The organism is Mycoplana sp. ABR4_002 (assembly GCF_056159645.1).
Window position 1 is genome coordinate 819324 of sequence record NZ_JBSWVO010000001.1, and the last position, 18769, is coordinate 838092.

Here is an 18769-nt window from a genome sequence, read left to right on the forward strand (position 1 = left end):
ATGCCTCCTTACTTGCGAGGCTTGCGGGTGGCAGGCTGCCTGGCGAACAGCTTTCGGAAGACTGGATAGATGTCGGCCGGCTTGGCGATCCGCGTCATCTGGAAATTGGGGAACTCGCCGTCGATCGTGCGGTAGGCGCGCCAGAGCGAGGTGCCGTTGTCGGTGCGGGCGAAGATCTCGCTTTCACGCTCGTCGATGATTTCGACATAGGCGTAGTACTGGCAATAGCGCATGACCGTGCTGAGCAGCGAGATGCAGCGCTCGGAATCGCCGGAGATGTTGTCGCCGTCCGAAGCCTGGGCGGCGTAGATGTTCCACTCGCTGGCGGGGTAGCGCGCCTCGATCACGCGCAGCATCTCCTCCAGTGCGGTGGAGACCATGGTGCCGCCGCTCTGGGTGCTGTAGAAGAACGTCTCCTCGTCCACTTCCCGTGCCTCGTCCGTATGGCGGATGAAGACGATGTCGATGCGCTCGTAGCGGCGCTTGAGGAAGAGGTGGAGCAGCACGAAGAACCGCTTGGCGAGATCCTTCTCCCGCTCGCCCATCGAGGCCGATACGTCCATCAGGCAGAACATCACCGCGCTGGCATTGGGTAGCGGCTGCTGCTCGAAGCGGTTGAAGCGGATATCGACGGTGTCGATGAAGGGGACGCGGCGGCGACGGCGTTCCAGCCATTCCAGTTCTGCCTGCAGCATCTCGAGGCGTTCCTGGTTCTGTTGGCCGGGCTTCTTCTGCAGCGTGGCGATCTCGGCCGCGAGCGCATCGACCTCGGCCTGTTTGGGCCGCCTCAGCGCGATGCGCCTGCCGAAGCTGTTGCGCATCGTGCGGCCGACGTTGATGTTGGTGGGAGGACCGCTTCGGGCGAAACCGGCACGCCGCGCCTTGAAGGTGAGGGTTTCCTTCAGCGACAGCTTGACCATGTCGGGCAGTTCGAGGTCCTCGAAGAACAGGTCGAGCACCTCGTCGCGCGACAACACGAACTGGAAGTCGTCCTCGTCCTCGCCGGTGCCGGCCCCGCCCTTGCCGCCGCCGCCGCCCTGCGGCTTGCGCAGCCGGTCACCCGGGGAGAACTCCTTGTTGCCGGGCAGCACGCGTTCGTGGTCGCCGGTGTCGCCGGCCGGCTGGAAGGTCGGCTCGCCGACCCCGCGCGTCGGCATCGACACGCTCTGCCCTGCGCCGACATCGGCGATCCCGATCGACTTGACCTGCTCCTTGACGGCGCGTTTCAACTCCTCCCGCGCGCGCCGCAGGAAGCGCTGCCGGTTCCCGATGCTCTTGTCCTTCGGGTTCAGACGCCGGTCGATGAAATTCGGCATGCACCCCTCTCATCGTGGCATGTCAGCCCGCTTTGTTGACCCGCATGTACCAGTCGACCAGGCGTCGGACCTGTCGCTTGGTGTAGCCGCGTTCGGTCATTCGCTGGATGAACTCGACATGCTGCTTTTCGGTGGCGCTGTCCTTCTTCGAGCCGAAGCTGATGACGGGGAGAAGATCCTCGACCTGGCCGAACATCCGCTTTTCGATCACCTCGCGCAGCTTTTCATAGCTGGTCCAGGCCGGGTTGCGCCCGTTGTTCTTCGCGCGGGCACGCAGGGTGAACTTCACCACTTCGTTGCGGAAGTCCTTCGGGTTGGCGATGCCGGCGGGTTTCTCGATCTGCGACAACTCGCTGTCGAGGATCTGCCGGTTGAGGATCTGGCCGGTGTCGGGATCCTTGAAGTCCTGGTCCTCGAGCCAGGCATCGGCATAGGCGATGTAGCGGTCGAACAGGTTCTGGCCGTACTCGCTGTAGGATTCCAGGTAGGCCTTCTGGATCTCGTGGCCGATGAACTCGGCGTAGCGGGTTGCCAGTTCCGAACGGATGAAGTCGAGATAGGCGGCTTCGGTCTCCTTCGCGAACTGCTCGCGCTTGATCGCCTGTTCCAGGATGTACATCAGGTGAACCGGATCGGCGGCGACTTCCTTGGTGTCGTAATTGAAGGTCTCCGACAGCACCTTGAAGGCGAAGCGGGTGCTGACGCCGGTCATGCCCTCGTCGACGCCGGCGGCGTCGCGGTACTCCTGGACCGATTTCGCCTTGGGGTCCACGTCCTTCAGGTTCTCGCCGTCATAGACCCGCATCTTCGTGTAGAGCGGGGAGTTCTCGTGCGGGGCGAGCCGCGTCGCTACCGTGAACCGGCTCAGGTTCTCCAGCACCTCCGGGGCGCAGGGGTTCTTCGCCAACTCGCTTTCGCGCAGCAGCTTCTCGTAGATCTGGCGTTCCTCGCTGACGCGCAGGCAATAGGGTACCTTGACCACGAGAATGCGGTCGAGGAAGGCTTCGTTGTTCTTGTTGTTCTTGAACTGCAGCCATTCGGACTCGTTCGAATGGGCGAGCACGATGCCCTGGTAGGGGAAGGCGCCGAAGTTTTCGGTGCCGTTGTAGTTGCCCTCCTGGGTCGCCGTCAGCAGCGGATGCAGCACCTTGATCGGCGCTTTGAACATTTCGACGAATTCGAGCAGGCCCTGCGTCGTCCGGTTGAGGCCGCCGCTGTAGGAATAGGCATCCGGGTCGGCCTGGCTGTAGTTCTCGAGCTGGCGTATGTCCACCTTGCCGACCAGCGAGGAGACGTCCTGGTTGTTCTCGTCGCCCGGCTCGGTCTTGGCGATCGCGATCTGGCGCAGCCGCGACGGCATCAGCTTGACGACGCTGAACTTGGAGATGTCGCCGCCGACCTCGTCGAGCCGCTTGGCGGCCCAGGGCGAGATCAGCCCGGTCAGGCGTCGCCTTGCGATGCCGTACTTGTCCTCGAGCAGGTCGGCCATGCGGTCGGGATGGAACAGGCCGAGCGGCGATTCGAAGATCGGGCTGATCTTGCCGTCGACCATCAGCGTGTAGATCGGCCGGAGTTCCATCAGCTTCTTCAGGCGCTCGGCCAGCGATGACTTGCCGCCGCCGACGGGGCCGAGGAGATAGAGGATCTGCTTGCGTTCTTCGAGACCCTGGGCGGCATAGCGGAAATAGCCGACTATGCGTTCGATCGTGTCTTCCATCCCGTAGAAATCGGAAAAGGTCGGATAGATCTTGATCGTGCGGTTGGAGTAGATGCGTCCCAGTCTTTCGTCTGCGCTTGTATCGACGAGCGTCGGCTCGCCGATCGCGTCAACCATCCGCTCCTGCGCGGTGGCGTACATACTTTTGTCGTCACGGCACGCTAGCAGATATTCTTGAAGACTCATCTCCTCACGCGCGGTGCTGGAGTAGATCTCCGAGAAAAGGTTGAAGACGTCGGACTCACTCCTTTGCATATTCGTCTCCCACGACAAGCCGTTGAGGTCGGAAGGAATCACTGACTGCACTATCATTATACAGGAAAACGGATTCTGTGCGGCAAAGTTCGCTTCACATAATTGGCATAAACGGAGAATGGCGTGAACGCGCCGCTTTCTGTATCATTCCGCGCCGAGCGGTCGCTGGCGAGTCGCGACCGCTCCGCCCCGGCCGATAAAGCCCTGTCGGCGTCAGCCCCTCCGATCCTTGTCCTCGGCAAGGTCGCTGCGGCCCGTCGGGATGGTGCTGACCGTGACCGAGACCGGATCGCTGGCCGGGAACGAGGCTTCGAGCCCTTCGTCCAGCTCTTCTTCCAGCGTGTCCGCATCGCCCTGCAGGCGGGCGCTGCGCACGGCCTTCAAGGCGGACTCGTCCAGTTCCGGCAGATCGGCCGTCGTCGATGCGACCTCCAGCAGAACGGCCTTGGCCCTGTCCACGGCGTTGAGCCGGTTGAGGTCGCCATCGTTTTCCCCGCGCAACTGCACGCTGACCACTTCTCCAGCCTTGCCAACGAATTCGACGGTGAAGCCCGCCTTGCCACCCATTTCGGGATGAACCTGCGTGCCGATCACTTCCATGCTCTTGCTCCTTTCATGATCCCTGCAATCATAAACGACGGAGTGGCGGCTCGGTTCCACGCGAGCGTCTTGACCGGGATCAACGCCAGCAGCCCGGGCACCGGCTACGCATTCGCGCGTGGCGCCGGCTCCGGATCGGCGGCGCAGCCGCGACAACCGGGATCGTGAGAGAGGAGACGTCCGATGACACCGAAGACGAGCGCATCCCGTGACCGTGGGCTCGATTCCAAGGGCCTCGCCCTGATCGACCGCTACTGGCGCGCGGCAAACTACCTTTCGGTCGGGCAGATCTACCTGCTCGACAATCCGTTGTTGCGCGAACCGCTTGCGCCCGAACACATCAAGCCGCGCCTGCTCGGCCACTGGGGCACGACGCCCGGGCTGAATTTCGTCTACGCGCACCTGAACCGCATCATCCGGGCCCGCGACGTCGACATGATCTATGTCTGCGGGCCGGGTCACGGCGGACCCGGCATGGTTGCCAACACCTACCTTGAAGGGACCTACAGCGAGGTCTATCCGGAAGTGAGCGAGGATGCCCGCGGGATGCAGCGGCTGTTCAAGCAGTTTTCCTTTCCCGGCGGCGTTCCCAGCCACGTGGCGCCGGAAACGCCGGGATCGATCCACGAGGGCGGCGAACTCGGCTACGCGCTCGTGCATGCCTTTGGCGCCGCCTTCGACAATCCCGATCTCGTCGTCGCCTGCGTCGTCGGCGACGGCGAGGCCGAGACAGGTCCGCTTTCGGCAAGCTGGCAGTCGCACAAATTCCTCAATGCCGCGCGCGACGGCGCCGTGCTGCCGATCCTGCACCTCAACGGCTACAAGATCGCCAATCCCACCGTGCTCGCCCGGATGAGCGACGAGGACCTGCGCAGCCTCTTTTCCGGCTATGGCTACCAGCCGTATTTCGTCGAAGGGCACGAGCCGGAAAAGATGCACGTGCGGATGGCCGAGGTGCTCGACGAGGTGTTCGACGTCATTGTCGAGATAAAGGCGGAGGCCCGTTCCGGCGCGGCAACGCGAGGCTGCCCACGCTGGCCGATGATCGTGCTCCGCAGCCCCAAGGGCTGGACCGGACCTGCCGAGGTGGACGGACTCAAGGTCGAGGACTTCTGGCGCTCCCACCAGGTACCGGTTTCCAATTGCCGCGGCGACGAGGGCCATCGCCGCATTCTCGAGGCGTGGATGAGAGCCTATGATCCGGACGACCTGTTCGACGCCGCCGGCCGCCTGAAGCCCGAACTGCGGGCGCTGGCGCCGCAAGGCGCCCGCCGCATGGGGGCCAATCCCCATGCCAATGGCGGGCTGCTGCGCCGCGAACTGGAGCTGCCGGATTTTCACGAGCACGCGCTTGGGGTTGAGGGCCGGGGCCAGACAGCGGGCCAGGCGACGAAGGCGCTCGGCGCCTATCTGCGCGACGTGCTGCGGCTGAACGAGACGCATTCCAATTTTCGCGTCTTCGGTCCCGATGAGACTGAGTCGAACCGGCTCGGCGATGTGTTCGAGGCGACGGACCGGGTCTGGATGGAGGAGATCCGTCCCTACGACGTCCATCTCGGCCGCGACGGCCGGGTGATGGAGGTGCTCAGCGAGCATCTGTGCCAGGGGTGGCTGGAGGGCTATCTACTGACCGGGCGCCACGGCTTCTTTTCCTGCTACGAAGCCTTCATCCACATCGTCGATTCGATGTTCAGCCAGCATGCGAAATGGCTGCAGGTGTCGCGGGAGTTGCCGTGGCGCAAGCCGGTGTCCTCGCTCACCTATCTGCTGACCTCGCATGTCTGGCGCCAGGACCACAACGGCTTCAGCCACCAGGACCCGGGCTTCGTCGACCTCGTCGCCAACAAGAACGCCGATATTGTGCGCGTCTACATGCCGCCGGACGCCAACACGCTCTTGTGGGTTGGCGACCACTGTCTGAAATCCTACGACCGCATCAACGTCATCGTCGCCGGCAAGCAGCCGGGCCCGCAGTGGCTGCCGATGAAGGAGGCGGTCCGCCATTGCGAGGCTGGCATCGGTGCCTGGGACTGGGCCGGCACCGAGGGCGGGGACGGCCCGGACCTCGTCATGGCCTGCGCCGGCGACGTGCCGACGATGGAAACGCTGGCCGCCGTCGCCTTCCTCCGGAACAGAATCCCGGACCTGCGGATCCGCGTCGTCAACGTGGTCGACCTGCTGGCGCTGCAGCCGCAGGACCGCCACCCGCACGGGCTGGACGATGCGACCTTCGACGACCTGTTCACGAAGGACCGGCCGGTGATCTTCGCCTATCACGGCTATCCGTATCTGATCCACCGGCTCACCTACAAGCGCGCCAATCACGGCAACTTCCATGTCCATGGCTTCAAGGAGGAGGGGACGACGACCACGCCCTTCGACATGACGGTGCTGAACGAGCTCGACCGGTTCCATCTCGCGCTCGCCGCGATCGAGCGGGTGCCGGGGCTGAGGCAGCGGGCGGCCGAGGTCGTGGCCGAACTGGAGGGCAAGCTCGACGCGCATTATCACTATGTGCGCGAGTACGGTCAGGACATGCCGGAAATCCAGAACTGGAAATGGCCGCACTGACCCAAGGCGTCAGGCGGGCGAGCCGCCGGGCGGTCTTCTGGCTTGACATCTGCGCCGCGGTGCCGGACGAGCGGGATACGTCACACCCAGCCGCTGGAGGATAAGCGCGCATGCCCGGTCCCTATGTCGTTCCCGTTTCCGGCGACCTCGACTTGCCGAAGGTGGTGGATGTCGTCGTCATCGGTGGCGGCATCATCGGGGCAGCGACCGCGCTCGAACTGAGCGAGCGCGGTCTGCGCGTCGCTTTGTGCGAAAAGGGTGGCATCGCCCAGGAACAGTCCAGCCGCAACTGGGGCTGGGTGCGCATCGCCTGCCGGGATCCGCGCGAGGTGCCGCTGATGGCGCAGTCGCTGCGCATCTGGGACACGCTCGACCGGCGCACCGGCCGCGACACCGGTTTCAGGCGCGCCGGCATCATCTTCACGTCCTCGACCGAACGGGAGTTTTCCGACCACAGCCGCTGGATCAAGAACCTCGAAGGCTACGACATCGAGGCACGAATGCTCAGCGGCGGAGAGTTTCGCCGCCTGTATCCGGGCACGACGATGGAACTCAAGGGAGCGCTGTTCACCCCGACGGATGCGCGCGCCGAGCCGCAGAAGGCCGCGCCCGCGATCGTCGAGGCCGCCCGCGCGAATGGGGCGGCGATCCTGACCGAGTGCGCCGTGCGCGGCATCGAGACCGCCGCGGGCGCGGTGTCCGGCGTGGTCACCGAACGCGGGTCGATCGCCTGCAGGGCGGTGGTGCTTGCCGGCGGCGCCTGGTCCAGCCTGTTTGCCGGCACGCTCGGGATTCACCTGCCGCAACTGAAGGTACTCAACTCGGTGCTGCGCACGCTGCCGCTCGCAGGCGCGCCCGAGCAGACGATGTGGGCCAGCGACTTCGCCTTTCGCAAGCGCCAGGACGGCGGCTACACCATCGCCTCCGGCCACGAGAACATCGTCGACATCGTGCCGAAATCCTTCCGCTTCGCGCTCGACTTCGTCCCGGCGCTGCGCAAGGAGTGGCGCGCCCTCAGGCTGCGCGCCGGCTGGCGCTTCTTCGACGAGGCCCGCATCCCCGAGCGCTGGTCGCTGGACGAGCCGAGCCCGTTCGAGTACTGCCGCGTGCTCGACCCCGCGCCGTCGAAGCGGATGGCGGACAATGCGCTCGCCAATCTGCGGCGGGCCTTTCCGGTCTTCGCGCAGGCCAGCGTCGCCCAGCGCTGGGGCGGCTACATGGACGTGACGCCGGACGCGATCCCCGTGATCTCCGCCGTCGACCGCATTCCCGGCTTCCACATCGCCACCGGCTTCTCCGGTCATGGCTTCGGCATCGGCCCGGGCGCGGGCCGGTTGATGGCGGACATCGTCACGGGCAGCGACCCCGTCGTCGACCCGCGGGACTTCCGCCTGTCGCGCTTCACGGACGGATCGAAGATCGAGCTGATCAGCGGCTATTGACCGGTCCGGCTGTCACCGGCGCAGCCAGGCGTCGATCCCTTCGGCGGCAGTGCGGCCGGTGGCAAGGCACGCGGTCAAGAGATAGCCGCCGGTCGGCGCTTCCCAGTCGAGCATCTCCCCGGCGGCGAACAGTCCGGGGATCGCCTTCAGCATGTAGTCCGCGCCGACGCCGTTCCAGCCGATGCCGCCGGCCGAGGAGATCGCCTCGGCAATCGGCCGGGGCCGCAGGACCGGCACCGGCAGAGCCTTGATCGCGCCGACGAGGCTGGCCGGCTCATGCCGGGCGATGTCCGGGACAAGTTCGCGCAGCAGCGCCGCCTTGACGCCGGACAGGCCGGCGCCCTTGCGCAGCCGGTTGGAAAGGCTCGCCTTGCCGCCCTGGCGGCCGAGATCGCGCGCCAGCCGCTCGGCCGTGCGTCCCGGCGCCAGATCGAGGATGAGCGCAGCGGTGCCGTTGCGCTCCAGCCGGTCGCGCAGGTTGGCCGCGTGGGCATAGACAAGGCTTCCCTCGATGCCATGGCGCGACACGACGAACTCGCCGGGAAGGGTGCCCGCCTCCGACGTCGCCGTCACCGACTTGATCGGCTCGCCGGCGAACCGATCCGCGAAGCTCGCGCTCCAGCCGACGTCGAAACCGCAGTTCGCCGGGCGGAAGCGCGCCACGTCCACGCCGCGCTCGCGCAGCGGGCCGACCCAGGTCGCGTCCGAGCCGAGCCGTGGCCAGCTCGCTCCGCCGAGCGCCAGCAGGGCGGCGCGGCAGGAAACCGTCGTCCGGCCTGCCGGCGTCTCGAAGACAAGGTCGTTGCCGGCAAATCCGCTGAAGCGATGGCGGGTCCTGATCGTCACGCCCTGTTGCTGCAGCCGGCGCAGCCAGGCGCGCAAGAGCGGCGAGGCCTTCATCGCGACGGGAAACACGCGGCCCGAACTGCCGACGAAGGTCTCAGCGCCAAGCCCGTCGGCCCAGGCCCGCACGTCGGCTGGGGTGAAGCGGTCGAGTGCGGGGCGGAGCCTGTCCGAGGCGGTCCCGAAACGCGCGGCGAAGTTGGCGTAGGGCTCGGCGTGAGTGATGTTGAGCCCGGACTTGCCGGCCAGCAGGAACTTGCGCGCCACCGTGGGCATCGCCTCGTATACCGTCACCGCCCGGCCGGTGCCGGACAACATCTCGGCCGCCATCAGCCCGGCCGGTCCTCCCCCAATGATCGCGACCTCGTCCCGTTCCATCCCGCCCCCAGGTCTTGAGAATTCTTGCCGCACTCTTCGCCCGTGCGTCGAGCGCACGCAAGGAAAACCGTCCGCAATGGCACGGCGGTGCACCGCTCTTCTCAGCCGAAGCGCGCCTGTGGACGCGCGTTCCACCCGTTGGCGCCGGACGGTCGAGCGGCTACGTTGGCTCCCGCAAGGTGTCGGGGGCGAGGGCAATGGAAGAAGACGTGTCGGGTGATTTGCGGGTGATCCTCCGGGTCGATTTTCCGAATGCCGAGCGGCTCGGGCGCGGCAAGATGCTGCTGCTGGAGAAGATCCGCGAAACCGGCTCGATCTCGGCCGCCGGCCGGGCGATGGACATGTCCTATCGCCGCGCCTGGCAACTGGCCGACGCGCTGAACCGGATGTTCTCGACGCCGGTGGTGGAGGCGCAGCGCGGCGGCAGGCGGGGCGGCGGGGCGGCCGTCACCGCGTTTGGCGAGCAGGTTCTGGCGCGGTTTCGCGGCATGGAGGCGCGCGCCAGGGCCGCGCTTGCCGCCGACCTCGCATGGCTGGAGACGCACCGGCCGCCGGACGGGCCAGGCAAGGGCTGATCGGCTCAGTGGATGTCGAGCGCCACCGTCTTGATGATGGCGAAGACGGTCTTGCCAGGTTGCAACTGCAGCCGTTCGCCCGAAAGCGCGGTGACGCGGGCGTTGATCCGGTCGCCGCCGCAATCGACCCGCACGGCCAGCATGCCGTCGCTCTCCTCGGCGATCGATTCGATCACCCCCTCAAGGACGTTGAGGGCGCTCAAGCCCTGCGGCCGGACGATCGCCAGAATGACATCGCGGGCGGGAATATGGACGCGAACGGCCTTTCCCGCCGGGATGTCGGTGCCCGGCACGTGCAGTTCGCTGCCGCGCAGGCGAACCGTGGCGAGCCGGTGCGCCGGATCGAAGGCGTGGACGGCACCGGTCAGCACGCTTCCGGCCTCGCGGCGGTCGGCGGCGGTGGCCAGCGAGGGGCCGCTCAGGATTTCAGACACGGACCCCGTGGCCTCCACCCTGCCGTCCTTCATCAGCACGACGCGGTCGGCCAGACGCGCGACCTCGTGCACGGCATGGCTGACATAGACGATCGGCACGTTCGTGTCGTCGCGCAGCCGCTCGAGATAGGGCAGGATCTCGGCCTTGCGCTCCTCGTCGAGCGCGGCGAGCGGCTCGTCCATCAGCAGCATCCGCGGCGCGGCGAGCAGGGCGCGCCCGATCGCCACCCTCTGCTTCTCCCCGCCCGAGAGATTGGCCGGCCGCCGGTCCAGCAGGGCGCCGAGGCCGAGCAGGTCGACGACGTGGGCGAAGCCACCTTCGTCCGCGCCGCGCGGTGCGAACCAGCGGCCATAGCAAAGGTTCGCGCGCACGCTCATGTGCGGGAACAGCCGGGCCTCCTGGAATACGTAGCCGAAACGCCGCTTGTGCGTCGGCACGAACACCTTGCGCTGCGTGTCGACCAGCACCTCGCCGTCGAGCGAGATGTGGCCTTGGTCCGGCCGGATCAGGCCGGCGATGGCACGCACCAGCGACGTCTTGCCCGATCCTGATCTGCCGAACAGCGCGGTCACGCCGCCCTCGGAGGTGAAGCCCGCGTCGAGGCGGAAGGCGCCGAGCCGATGCTGGACGTCGACCGAGAGCGTCATTCGAAGTGCACCCGCTTGCCGATGGCCTGCGCCATGAACTCCGAGGCCAGCAGCGCGGCCATGGAGATCGCGATCGCGACGATCGTCAGCCGCATGGCCCCGGCATCGCCGCCGGGCACCTGTGTCAGCGTGTAGATCGCCGAGGCGATCGTCTGCGTCTCGCCCGGAATGTTGGAGACGAAGGTGATGGTCGCGCCGAACTCGCCCATTGCCTTGGCGAAGGACAGGATCATGCCGGCGATGACGCCGGGCAGGATCAGCGGCAGGGTCACGGTGAAGAACACCCAGACCGGGCTGGCGCCGAGGGTGCCGGCCGCATCCTCCAGCCTGCGATCGACCGCGTCGAGCGACAGCCGGATCGAGCGCACCAGCAGCGGGAAGCCCATGACGGCGCAGGCGAGCGCCGCGCCGGTCCAGCGGAAGGAGAAGACGATGCCGAAATGCGCGTCCAGGAACGCGCCGACCGGGCCCTTGCGACCGAACAGGACCAGCAGCAGGAAGCCGGTGACGACCGGCGGCAGGATTAGCGGCAGATGAACGATGCCGTTGAGCACCGACTTGCCCCAGAAGCGCCCGCGCGAGAGCGCGAGCGCCACGAGCATGCCGAACGGCAGGCTGGCGGCGACCGCGACGGTCGAGACGAGCAGGCTCAGGCGGATCGCCGTCCATTCGTCATCGCTGAGCGTCCACCACTCCACCTCAGCACCGACGGTTCTGGCGACGTGCCGCAGGGGGCCGGCATCGGGCTAGGGGCCGCGGACCGGTCGATCGGGAACCAGAGTCTATCGACGCCATGGGTGCACCGTAGCAAGGGACTGGAACGACGGCCGCCGCTTTCCACGCGTGGTCGCTCATTTCAGGACCGTGAAGCCCTGGTCGGTAAAGAAACGAGCCGCCGTCTCCGACCGAAGATAGTCGAGATAGGCGGCGGCGTCGGCGTGCGTCGAGTCCGACAGGATCGCGACCGGGTAGACGATCGGCGGGTGGGTGGCCTCCGGAAAGGTGCCGACCACGGCCACGCCCGGATCGGCGGCGGCATCCGTCCGGTAGACGATGCCGAGCGGCGCCTCGCCGCGCGAGACGAGCGCAAGGGCGGCGCGCACGCTCTCGGCGCCCGCCACCTTGCCCTCGACTGCCGGCCACACGCCGAGCGCCGCCAGCGCCGCCTTGCCGTATCTCCCGGCCGGCACCGAGTCCGGCGCTCCCATTGCAAGCCGGCCGTCGCCGAGGCGCCCGGCAAGGTCGAAGCCCGGTCCGATCACGACCGGCGCGGCCGTGTCCCTCGGCGCGATAAGTACAAGCCGGTTGCCGAGCAGGTCGGTCCGCGTGTCGTCCCGGATCAGCTTCCGGTCGGCGACGTAGTCCATCCAGCCAAGGTCGGCGGAAATGAAGAGGTCGGCCGGGGCACCCGCCTCGATCTGCCGTGCGAGGGCAGAGCTCGACGCGTAGGAGACGGTGACGGTTCTCGCCGTGGCCTTCTCCCAGGCGGCATTCGCCGCGTCGAGCGCGTTTTTCAGGCTGGCCGCGGCGAACACGGTCAGCCCGTCCTCGGCAGCCGCAGGCAAGGGGGCGACGCCGAGCCAGACCGCAGCGAGGGCGGCGGCTGCCATCCGGAACCAGTGACGTCGATCGAAGTTCATGAGCCCCCGCATCATCCGCGACATTCCATTGAATATCGCGATGCACGGGTAAAGACCAGTGCTATATTCCTGGAAATATAGCGCTGCGGGTAGCAGGGGGCGCGTCGCCGTGCAACGATGCCGTGGGCGACCGGCGAGACAATGAGCCGCCGGGGAGGAGGGGTGCATGGTGCCGGACAACGAAATTCGCGAAAACGAGATCGCCGTGTCGCCGCCTGCGCCGACCGACGCCGGACTGTTGTTCATCGGCCGCATCCACACGCCGTGGGACAAGAGGGCGCTGTGCCCGAGACAGGGGCGGATGGACGGGCCGGTCTGCCGGATCGAGGTGTTCGACCCCTGGGGTCCGGCATTGCAGGGCGTGGTCGCGTTCGAGCGGCTGGAGGTGCTCTACTGGCTGGATCGCGCACGGCGCGACCTTGTGCTTCAGAGCCCGGGCAGCAACGGAAAGGCGCACGGTACGTTCTCGTTGCGCTCGCCGGTGCGGCCGAACCCGATCGGCAGCGCGATCGTCCGGCTGGACCGGCTGGAGGGCAATGTGCTGTTCGTGCGCGGCCTCGACTGTCTCGACGGCACGCCCCTGCTCGACCTGAAGCCGGAGCGTTCGCAGTTCAGACCCATCGCGTCACCGCACCCGGAGGCAGGCGAGACGGCGCCGGAGGGGACGGCGAAATACTGCCAGAAGGCCTGAGGCCCGTCGCGATTACATCTGCGCCGACATCCCGCCGTCGACCGTCAGGGTGATGCCGTTGACGAAGCTCGCGGCCGGCGAGGCGAGGAACAGTGCGGCCGGCGCCAGTTCCTCCGGCCGGCCCCAGCGCTTCAGCGGAATGCGGACGTCGACGAAGGCCTGCACCTGCGGATCCTCCGACAGCGCCCGGTTCGGGTCGGTGACGAACCAGCCGGGGGCGATCGCGTTGACGGTCAGGTTGTCGGCGCCGAACTCGACCGCGAGCGAGCGCGTCAGCGCCTCCAGTCCGCCTTTCGCGGCGGTATAGGCGGGATCGGGCGCGCGCGCGATCCGGGCCGCGATCGAGGTAACGAACACCAGCCGGCCGGCGAGGGACTTTTGCAGGTGGGGGAGCGCGGCGCGGGCCAGTCGGTAGGACGCGGTCAGGTTGACGTCGAGCAGCGCGGCGAAGTCGGGTCCGTCGAGATCCTCGGTCCGGCGCCGGTCGCGAATGCCGGCGGCGTGGACGACGACGTCGAGTCCGCCGAGCCGGTCTGCGGCCGCGCATGCGATTCCTTCCGGGTCCTCGGCAAGGTCTGCGGCCAGAACCTCCGCGACCAGGCCGTCCCGCCGCAGCGGCGCGCAGCGGGCCTCCAGCGTCGACGCGTCCCGCCCGTTGAAGACGACGCTGGCCCCGTCGCGGGCGAAGGCCACGGCAATCTCGAAACCCAACCCGCGGGTGGCGCCGGTAACCAGCACGCGGCGTTTGTCGACCGTCATCTCCAGGTCCTCCGTTACAGCACCTTATCGGGGTTCATTATCCCTTTCGGGTCCAGTGCCTGCTTGATCCGGCGCATGGTCTCCAGTTCCGCGGCGCTGCGGGAGCGGCCGAGATAGGGGCGCTTCAGCGTGCCGATGCCGTGCTCTGCGGAGATGGAGCCGCGGTAGTGCTGCACCAGATCGTAGACGATCTCGTCCAGCACGTGCAGGTCGTCCTCGGATGCGGGGCCGATCGATATCGCAAGATGCAGGTTGCTGTCGCCGATATGGCCGTAGAAGGAGACGTGGGCGCCGGGGAAGCGCGCCAGAACGGCGGCCTCGCAGGCCCCGGCGAAGGTGCCGATCTCGCCGATCGGCAGGCTGACGTCGAGGTTGACCAGCGAGGGCAGCAGACGGTCCATCGCATGGCCTTCGCGCACGGTCCAGAAGGCGAGCGCGTCCTTTTCCGACTGGGCGATCAGCGCGTCGACGATCAGCCCGCCTTCGAGCGCATTGCCGAGGAACGCCTCGAAGCGCTCGCGCGCGGCCGCCGATCCGTCGCCGTCTTCCTCGACGATGACGAGGAAGGGGTAATCGGCGTCGAACAGCCGGATGCCGTCCGCCTCTCTGTTGAAGCGGACGTATGCCTGCCACATCACCTCGAAGGCGGACAGCGCGACAAGCTCGCGCTGCGCCGTCTTCAGCAGGGCCACCACCGCCTCGTAGCTCTCCAGCGCCACGAGTGCCGTGCTGCGTCCGGTCGGAAGCGGCTTCAGCCGCAGCACGGCGCGGGTGATGATGCCGAGCGTGCCCTCCGCGCCGATGAAGAACTGGCGAAGGTCGTAGCCGGTGTTGTTCTTGGTCATCTTGTTCAGCATCGACAGTACCGTGCCGTCGGCGAGCACGACCTCGAGCCCCAGCACATTGTCGCGGGTCATGCCGTGACGGATGACGCGGATGCCGCCGGCATTGGTGGAAATGTTGCCGCCGACCTGGCAACTGCCGCGCGCGCCGAGGTCGATCGGCAGCAGGAAGCCCGCCTCCGCGGCGGCGCGCTGCGCCGTTTCCAGCACCGTCCCCGCCTTCGCCGTGATCGTGCCGGCGGAGGCGTCGATTTCCTCGATGCCGGCCAGATGTTCGAGCGAGATCGCGATCGCGTCGCCGCTGGCGTTGGCGCCGCCGGCAAGACCGGTCAAGCCGCCCTGCGGCACCACCGGCTGACCGTGCGCGTTGCAGATCCGCAAGGCCGTGGAAACCTGTTCCACGCTGCGCGGGCGGATGACGGCGAGCGGCAACGCCTCGCCGGTCAGGCTGGCATCGCCGCGGTGGCGCCCGCCGATGTCGGGCCCGCAGACCACCGCCTCGGGGCCGAGCGCGTGCTTCAGGTCTTCGATGATCGTCATGCTGTCCCCGCCGGTATCGTGGTGCTGTTGGCCTACGAGTATCCGCGCCACAAGCGGAATGCAATCTTCGTTGCCGTAATCGAGACGTATCGCGCCTATTGTGGGTTAAGTATCAGCGTTTGTTGTATTAATTCAGGTTTTGCCTCGCCGCGCCAGGTTTGCGCAGGCGCTATTGACTCCCCTCGCGGCTCATACATAATGCTCAGATGTCAGACCAATTTTGAGAAGCTGACGGAACGGCGGGGACTGCCGGATGACGGCACGGATCGACACCAGGACAGTGATGGCGCCGCTGCCGCGGATGGACCGGGCGCGCCAGGTCACCGAGGCGCTGGCGACCTATATCGGCCAGTCCAACCTCAAGGCCGGAGACCGGCTGCCGGCCGAGCGTGAGCTGATGGCGGCCCTTGCGGTCGGCCGCTCGACGATCCGCGAGGTGATCCGCCACTTCCAGGCGCTAGGCGTGATGGAGACCCGCAAGGGCAGTGGCACCTATCTGCTCAAGCCCGTCACCACCGCGACGATCCACATGCCGCTGTCCTTCGATGCCGCGCACCTGCGTGATGCGCTGTTGCAGACGCTGGAGGTGCGGCGCGGCATCGAGTGCGAGGCCAACATGGTGGCGGCCCGCCGGCGCAGCGCTGGCGATCTCGTGGTGATCGAGGAGAAGCTGAACGAGATGGAGCGCGTCCATCTCTCCAAGGGCACCTCGGGGCCGGAAGACCTGGCCTTCCACCTCGCCATCTACGATGCCACCCACAATCCGCTGTTCCGTCAGCTGCTGGAGCAGATGCGCGAGGCCTTCGAGCGCTTCTGGGACGAGCCGTTCGACCGCCCCGACTTCGCCCGCCGCTCCTTTCCTTTCCACCGTACGCTCTTCGAGGCGATCGTCGCTCAGGACACCGAGGCCGCGCGCCGCGAAACCGTCAAGATCCTCGACGTCGTCGAGGAAGACATCAAGGAAATGTCCCAATGATCAACGGCTCTGATCCGTTCGAGCACGCCTCGCTCATCGTGGCGCATGACGAGGAGAACGCCTTCGAGGCGGTGGTGCCACCGATCGTGCAGACCTCGCTCTTCACCTTTTCCAGCTATGACGAGATGCTGGCGGCCTATCGCGGCGAAATCGTCCGCCCGATCTACACGCGCGGGCTCAACCCGACCGTTCGCGCGTTCGAGGAAATGCTGGCAAAGCTCGAAGGCGGCGAGGACGCGATGGGCTTTGCCAGCGGCATGGCCGCGATCTCCTCGACCGTGCTGTCTTTCGTCGAGCCGGGCGACCGCATCGTTGCCGTGCGCCACTGCTATCCCGATGCCTTCCGCCTGTTCGGCACCGTGCTGAAGCGGATGCGGGTCGAGGTCACCTATGTCGACGGCCGGGACGAGGAAGAGGTCGCCCGCGCGCTGCCGGGCGCGAAGCTGTTCTACATGGAGAGCCCGACCAGCTGGGTAATGGACGCTCACGACGTCGGAGCGCTGGCCGCGCTGGCGCGGCGCCATGGCATCGTCTCCGTCATCGACAACAGCTGGGCCAGCCCGGTGTTCCAGAAGCCGCTGTCGCTCGGCGCCGACCTGGTCCTGCATTCGGCCTCGAAATATCTCGGCGGCCACAGCGACGTGGTCGCCGGCGTCGTCACCGGCTCGAAGGCGATGGTCGACCGCATCCGCGCCGAGGCCTATCCCTATCTCGGCGGCAAGCTTTCGCCCTTCGACGCCTGGCTGCTCGTGCGCGGCCTGCGCACGCTGCCGATCCGCATGAAGGCGCACGAGGCGTCGGCGCTGGACATCGCCCGCCGCCTGCAGGCGCTGGAGCTCGTCGAGAGCGTCCAGCATCCGGCGCTGGCGAACCGCCTGCCGCCCGGACTGACCGGCACCTCGGGCCTGTTCTCCTTCGTGTTCCGCGAGGGTATCGACATCCGTGTCTTCGCCGATCGCCTCGACCTGTTCAAGCTCGGCGTCAGCTGGGGCGGCCACGAGAGCCTGATCGTGCCGGGCCAGGTGGTGCTGCAGCAGAAGGCCCAACCCAATTCCGCGCATGCCTTCGGCATCCATCCGCGGTCCGTTCGTCTCCATGTCGGCCTGGAAGGAACCGAGGCCCTGTGGAGTGATCTGGAGGCGGCCATCGCCGCCGCCTCCCAAGTCTGAAAGCAACAAGCCAGAGCCCAAAGAGGGGGAACGACCATGAAGAGACTACTGACTGCCGCCGTCTTCGCCGCGATGATGTCCGGCACCGCACTTGCTGACACGACGTTGAAGCTGGTGGAAGTGATTACCAGCCCCGAGCGGACCGAGACATTGAAGTCGATCGTCGGCACGTTCGAGGCCGCCAACCCGGGCACGAAGGTCGAGATCATCTCGCTGCCCTGGGGCGAGGCGTTCCAGAAGTTCGCCACCATGGTGTCCGCCGGCGAGATCCCGGACGTCATGGAAATGCCCGACACCTGGCTCTCGCTCTATGCCAACAACAACATGCTGGAGAGCCTCGAGCCCTACCTCGCCAAGTGGGAGCACACCTCCGGTCTGACCGATCGCGCGCTCGAACTCGGCCGCGACATCGACGACACCGCCTACATGCTGCCCTACGGCTTCTATCTCCGGGCGATGTTCTACAACAAGAAACTGCTGGAAGAGGCCGGCGTCGCCGAGCCGCCGAAGACGATGGACGAGTTCGCGGACGCCGCCAAGAAGGTCTCGGCGCTGCCCGGCAAGTCCGGCTACTGCCTGCGTGGCGGCCCGGGTGGCCTCAATGGCTGGGTGATGTTCGGCGCCTCGATGGCCGGCTCCAACAAGTTCTTCAACGAGGACGGCACCTCGACGATGAACAGCGAGGGATGGGTCAAGGGCCTGACCTGGCTGGTCGATCTCTACAAGAACGGCTACGCGCCGAAGGACAGCGTCAACTGGGGCTTCAACGAGATCGTCGCCGGCTTCTACAGCGGCACCTGCGCCTTCCTCGACCAGGACCCGGACGCGCTCATCGCCATTGCCGAGCGCATGAAGCCCGAAGACTACGGCATCACCACCATGCCGAAGGGGCCGGACGGCAAGACTTTCCCGACGATCGGCTATGCCGGCTGGTCGATGATGGCGGCAAGCGAGAACAAGGACCTCGCCTGGAAGCTGATCGAGGCGCTCGAGGGGCCGGAGGGCAACGTCGAGTGGAACAAGCGCACCGGCGCCCTGCCGGTCCACCGTTCGGCGGAGATGGACCCGTTCTATGCGAGCGAGCAGTTCAAGGGCTGGTTCGCCGAGCTTGAGGACAAGGACGCGATCCCGACCGTCATGCCGACCCATCTGGAGGAGTTTGCCTTCTTCAAGGACTCGCTGGTGATCCAGAGCTCGCAGAAGGCGCTGCTCGGCGAGATCACCCCGGAGGAACTCGCCAATCAGTGGGCCGACTACCTGACCAAGGCACAGCAGAAGTTCCTTGCCAAGCAGTAGCCGATAGCGGCCTTGCAGCCTTCGTCCCCGTCGGGGGACGGGGGCAGGCCCTGGAGGCATCCATCCCGGCGCGCCCG

General features: G+C 66.9%; 16 protein-coding genes. 7 read left to right on the top strand and 9 right to left on the bottom strand.

Annotation, left to right across the window (positions count from 1 at the left end; genetic code table 11):
- Window positions 1-8: 8 nt before the first annotated feature.
- The 3 genes from ACXAGF_RS03915 to ACXAGF_RS03925 all read right to left on the bottom strand — a co-directional run bounded on the left by ACXAGF_RS03915 (window position 9) and on the right by ACXAGF_RS03925 (window position 3888).
- The gene (locus ACXAGF_RS03915; RefSeq protein WP_475014618.1) at window positions 9-1316 is read right to left on the bottom strand and encodes a YeaH/YhbH family protein; all 1308 of its coding nucleotides are present in this window, start codon (window positions 1314-1316) and stop codon (window positions 9-11) included.
- Between the two features lie 22 nt (window positions 1317-1338).
- Window positions 1339-3288, bottom strand: coding sequence for a PrkA family serine protein kinase (locus ACXAGF_RS03920; protein ID WP_475014619.1), 1950 nt, complete (start codon window positions 3286-3288; stop codon window positions 1339-1341).
- A gap of 213 nt (window positions 3289-3501) precedes the next feature.
- Window positions 3502-3888, bottom strand: a complete 387-nt coding sequence (locus ACXAGF_RS03925; RefSeq protein WP_475014620.1) for a hypothetical protein — start codon at window positions 3886-3888, stop codon at window positions 3502-3504.
- A gap of 183 nt (window positions 3889-4071) precedes the next feature.
- Between ACXAGF_RS03925 and ACXAGF_RS03930 the strand changes: the two genes are divergently transcribed.
- Together ACXAGF_RS03930 and ACXAGF_RS03935 are read left to right on the top strand one after the other, a co-directional pair.
- Window positions 4072-6459 (top strand): phosphoketolase family protein, encoded by a 2388-nt coding sequence (locus tag ACXAGF_RS03930; RefSeq protein ID WP_475014621.1) that lies wholly within the window; start codon window positions 4072-4074, stop codon window positions 6457-6459.
- Window positions 6460-6569: 110 nt separating this feature from the next.
- The gene (locus ACXAGF_RS03935) at window positions 6570-7901 is read left to right on the top strand and encodes an NAD(P)/FAD-dependent oxidoreductase (RefSeq protein ID WP_475014622.1); all 1332 of its coding nucleotides are present in this window, start codon (window positions 6570-6572) and stop codon (window positions 7899-7901) included.
- A 12-nt stretch (window positions 7902-7913) separates the two neighbouring features.
- On the opposite strand, the gene ACXAGF_RS03940 is transcribed toward ACXAGF_RS03935, so the two are convergent.
- Window positions 7914-9122 carry a TIGR03862 family flavoprotein gene (locus ACXAGF_RS03940; RefSeq protein WP_475014624.1) on the bottom strand — a complete coding sequence of 403 codons (1209 nt, stop codon included), beginning with the start codon at window positions 9120-9122 and terminating at the stop codon, window positions 7914-7916.
- A gap of 197 nt (window positions 9123-9319) precedes the next feature.
- Between ACXAGF_RS03940 and ACXAGF_RS03945 the strand changes: the two genes are divergently transcribed.
- The gene (locus ACXAGF_RS03945) at window positions 9320-9697 is read left to right on the top strand and encodes a winged helix-turn-helix domain-containing protein (RefSeq protein WP_475014625.1); all 378 of its coding nucleotides are present in this window, start codon (window positions 9320-9322) and stop codon (window positions 9695-9697) included.
- A 5-nt stretch (window positions 9698-9702) separates the two neighbouring features.
- Here the strand turns inward: ACXAGF_RS03945 and modC are convergent, their stop codons facing one another.
- From modC to modA, 3 genes are all read right to left on the bottom strand, one after another.
- Window positions 9703-10779: a molybdenum ABC transporter ATP-binding protein gene (gene modC, locus ACXAGF_RS03950; RefSeq protein WP_475014628.1), complete on the bottom strand. Its 1077-nt coding sequence runs from the start codon at window positions 10777-10779 to the stop codon at window positions 9703-9705.
- Entirely contained in the window at window positions 10776-11477 is a 702-nt protein-coding gene (gene modB / locus ACXAGF_RS03955; protein ID WP_475014630.1) for a molybdate ABC transporter permease subunit, read from the bottom strand. Before modB ends, modC begins: the two co-directional genes overlap by 4 nt.
- Before the next feature lie 153 nt (window positions 11478-11630).
- Complete coding sequence (gene modA, locus ACXAGF_RS03960; protein WP_475019205.1) at window positions 11631-12431, bottom strand: molybdate ABC transporter substrate-binding protein; 801 nt, start codon at window positions 12429-12431, stop codon at window positions 11631-11633.
- A gap of 154 nt (window positions 12432-12585) precedes the next feature.
- Here modA and tsaA point away from each other — a divergent pair, with 154 nt between their 5' ends.
- Window positions 12586-13110, top strand: coding sequence for a tRNA (N6-threonylcarbamoyladenosine(37)-N6)-methyltransferase TrmO (tsaA, locus tag ACXAGF_RS03965; RefSeq protein WP_475014631.1), 525 nt, complete (start codon window positions 12586-12588; stop codon window positions 13108-13110).
- A 12-nt stretch (window positions 13111-13122) separates the two neighbouring features.
- On the opposite strand, the gene ACXAGF_RS03970 is transcribed toward tsaA, so the two are convergent.
- Together ACXAGF_RS03970 and ACXAGF_RS03975 are read right to left on the bottom strand one after the other, a co-directional pair.
- Window positions 13123-13869 carry an SDR family oxidoreductase gene (locus tag ACXAGF_RS03970; RefSeq protein ID WP_475014633.1) on the bottom strand — a complete coding sequence of 249 codons (747 nt, stop codon included), beginning with the start codon at window positions 13867-13869 and terminating at the stop codon, window positions 13123-13125.
- 14 nt (window positions 13870-13883) lie between these two features.
- Window positions 13884-15251, bottom strand: a complete 1368-nt coding sequence (locus ACXAGF_RS03975; RefSeq protein ID WP_475014635.1) for an FAD-binding oxidoreductase — start codon at window positions 15249-15251, stop codon at window positions 13884-13886.
- Window positions 15252-15504: 253 nt separating this feature from the next.
- Here ACXAGF_RS03975 and ACXAGF_RS03980 point away from each other — a divergent pair, with 253 nt between their 5' ends.
- From ACXAGF_RS03980 to ACXAGF_RS03990, 3 genes are read left to right on the top strand one after another with little or no spacing between them, the layout of a single operon-like run.
- Entirely contained in the window at window positions 15505-16227 is a 723-nt protein-coding gene (locus tag ACXAGF_RS03980; RefSeq protein ID WP_475014636.1) for a FadR/GntR family transcriptional regulator, read from the top strand.
- Window positions 16224-17396: a PLP-dependent transferase gene (locus tag ACXAGF_RS03985; protein ID WP_475014637.1), complete on the top strand. Its 1173-nt coding sequence runs from the start codon at window positions 16224-16226 to the stop codon at window positions 17394-17396. The genes ACXAGF_RS03980 and ACXAGF_RS03985 overlap by 4 nt, the downstream gene beginning before the upstream one ends.
- A 36-nt stretch (window positions 17397-17432) precedes the next feature.
- Window positions 17433-18692 carry an ABC transporter substrate-binding protein gene (locus tag ACXAGF_RS03990; protein WP_475014639.1) on the top strand — a complete coding sequence of 420 codons (1260 nt, stop codon included), beginning with the start codon at window positions 17433-17435 and terminating at the stop codon, window positions 18690-18692.
- The last annotated feature ends 77 nt before the right edge of the window (window positions 18693-18769 follow it).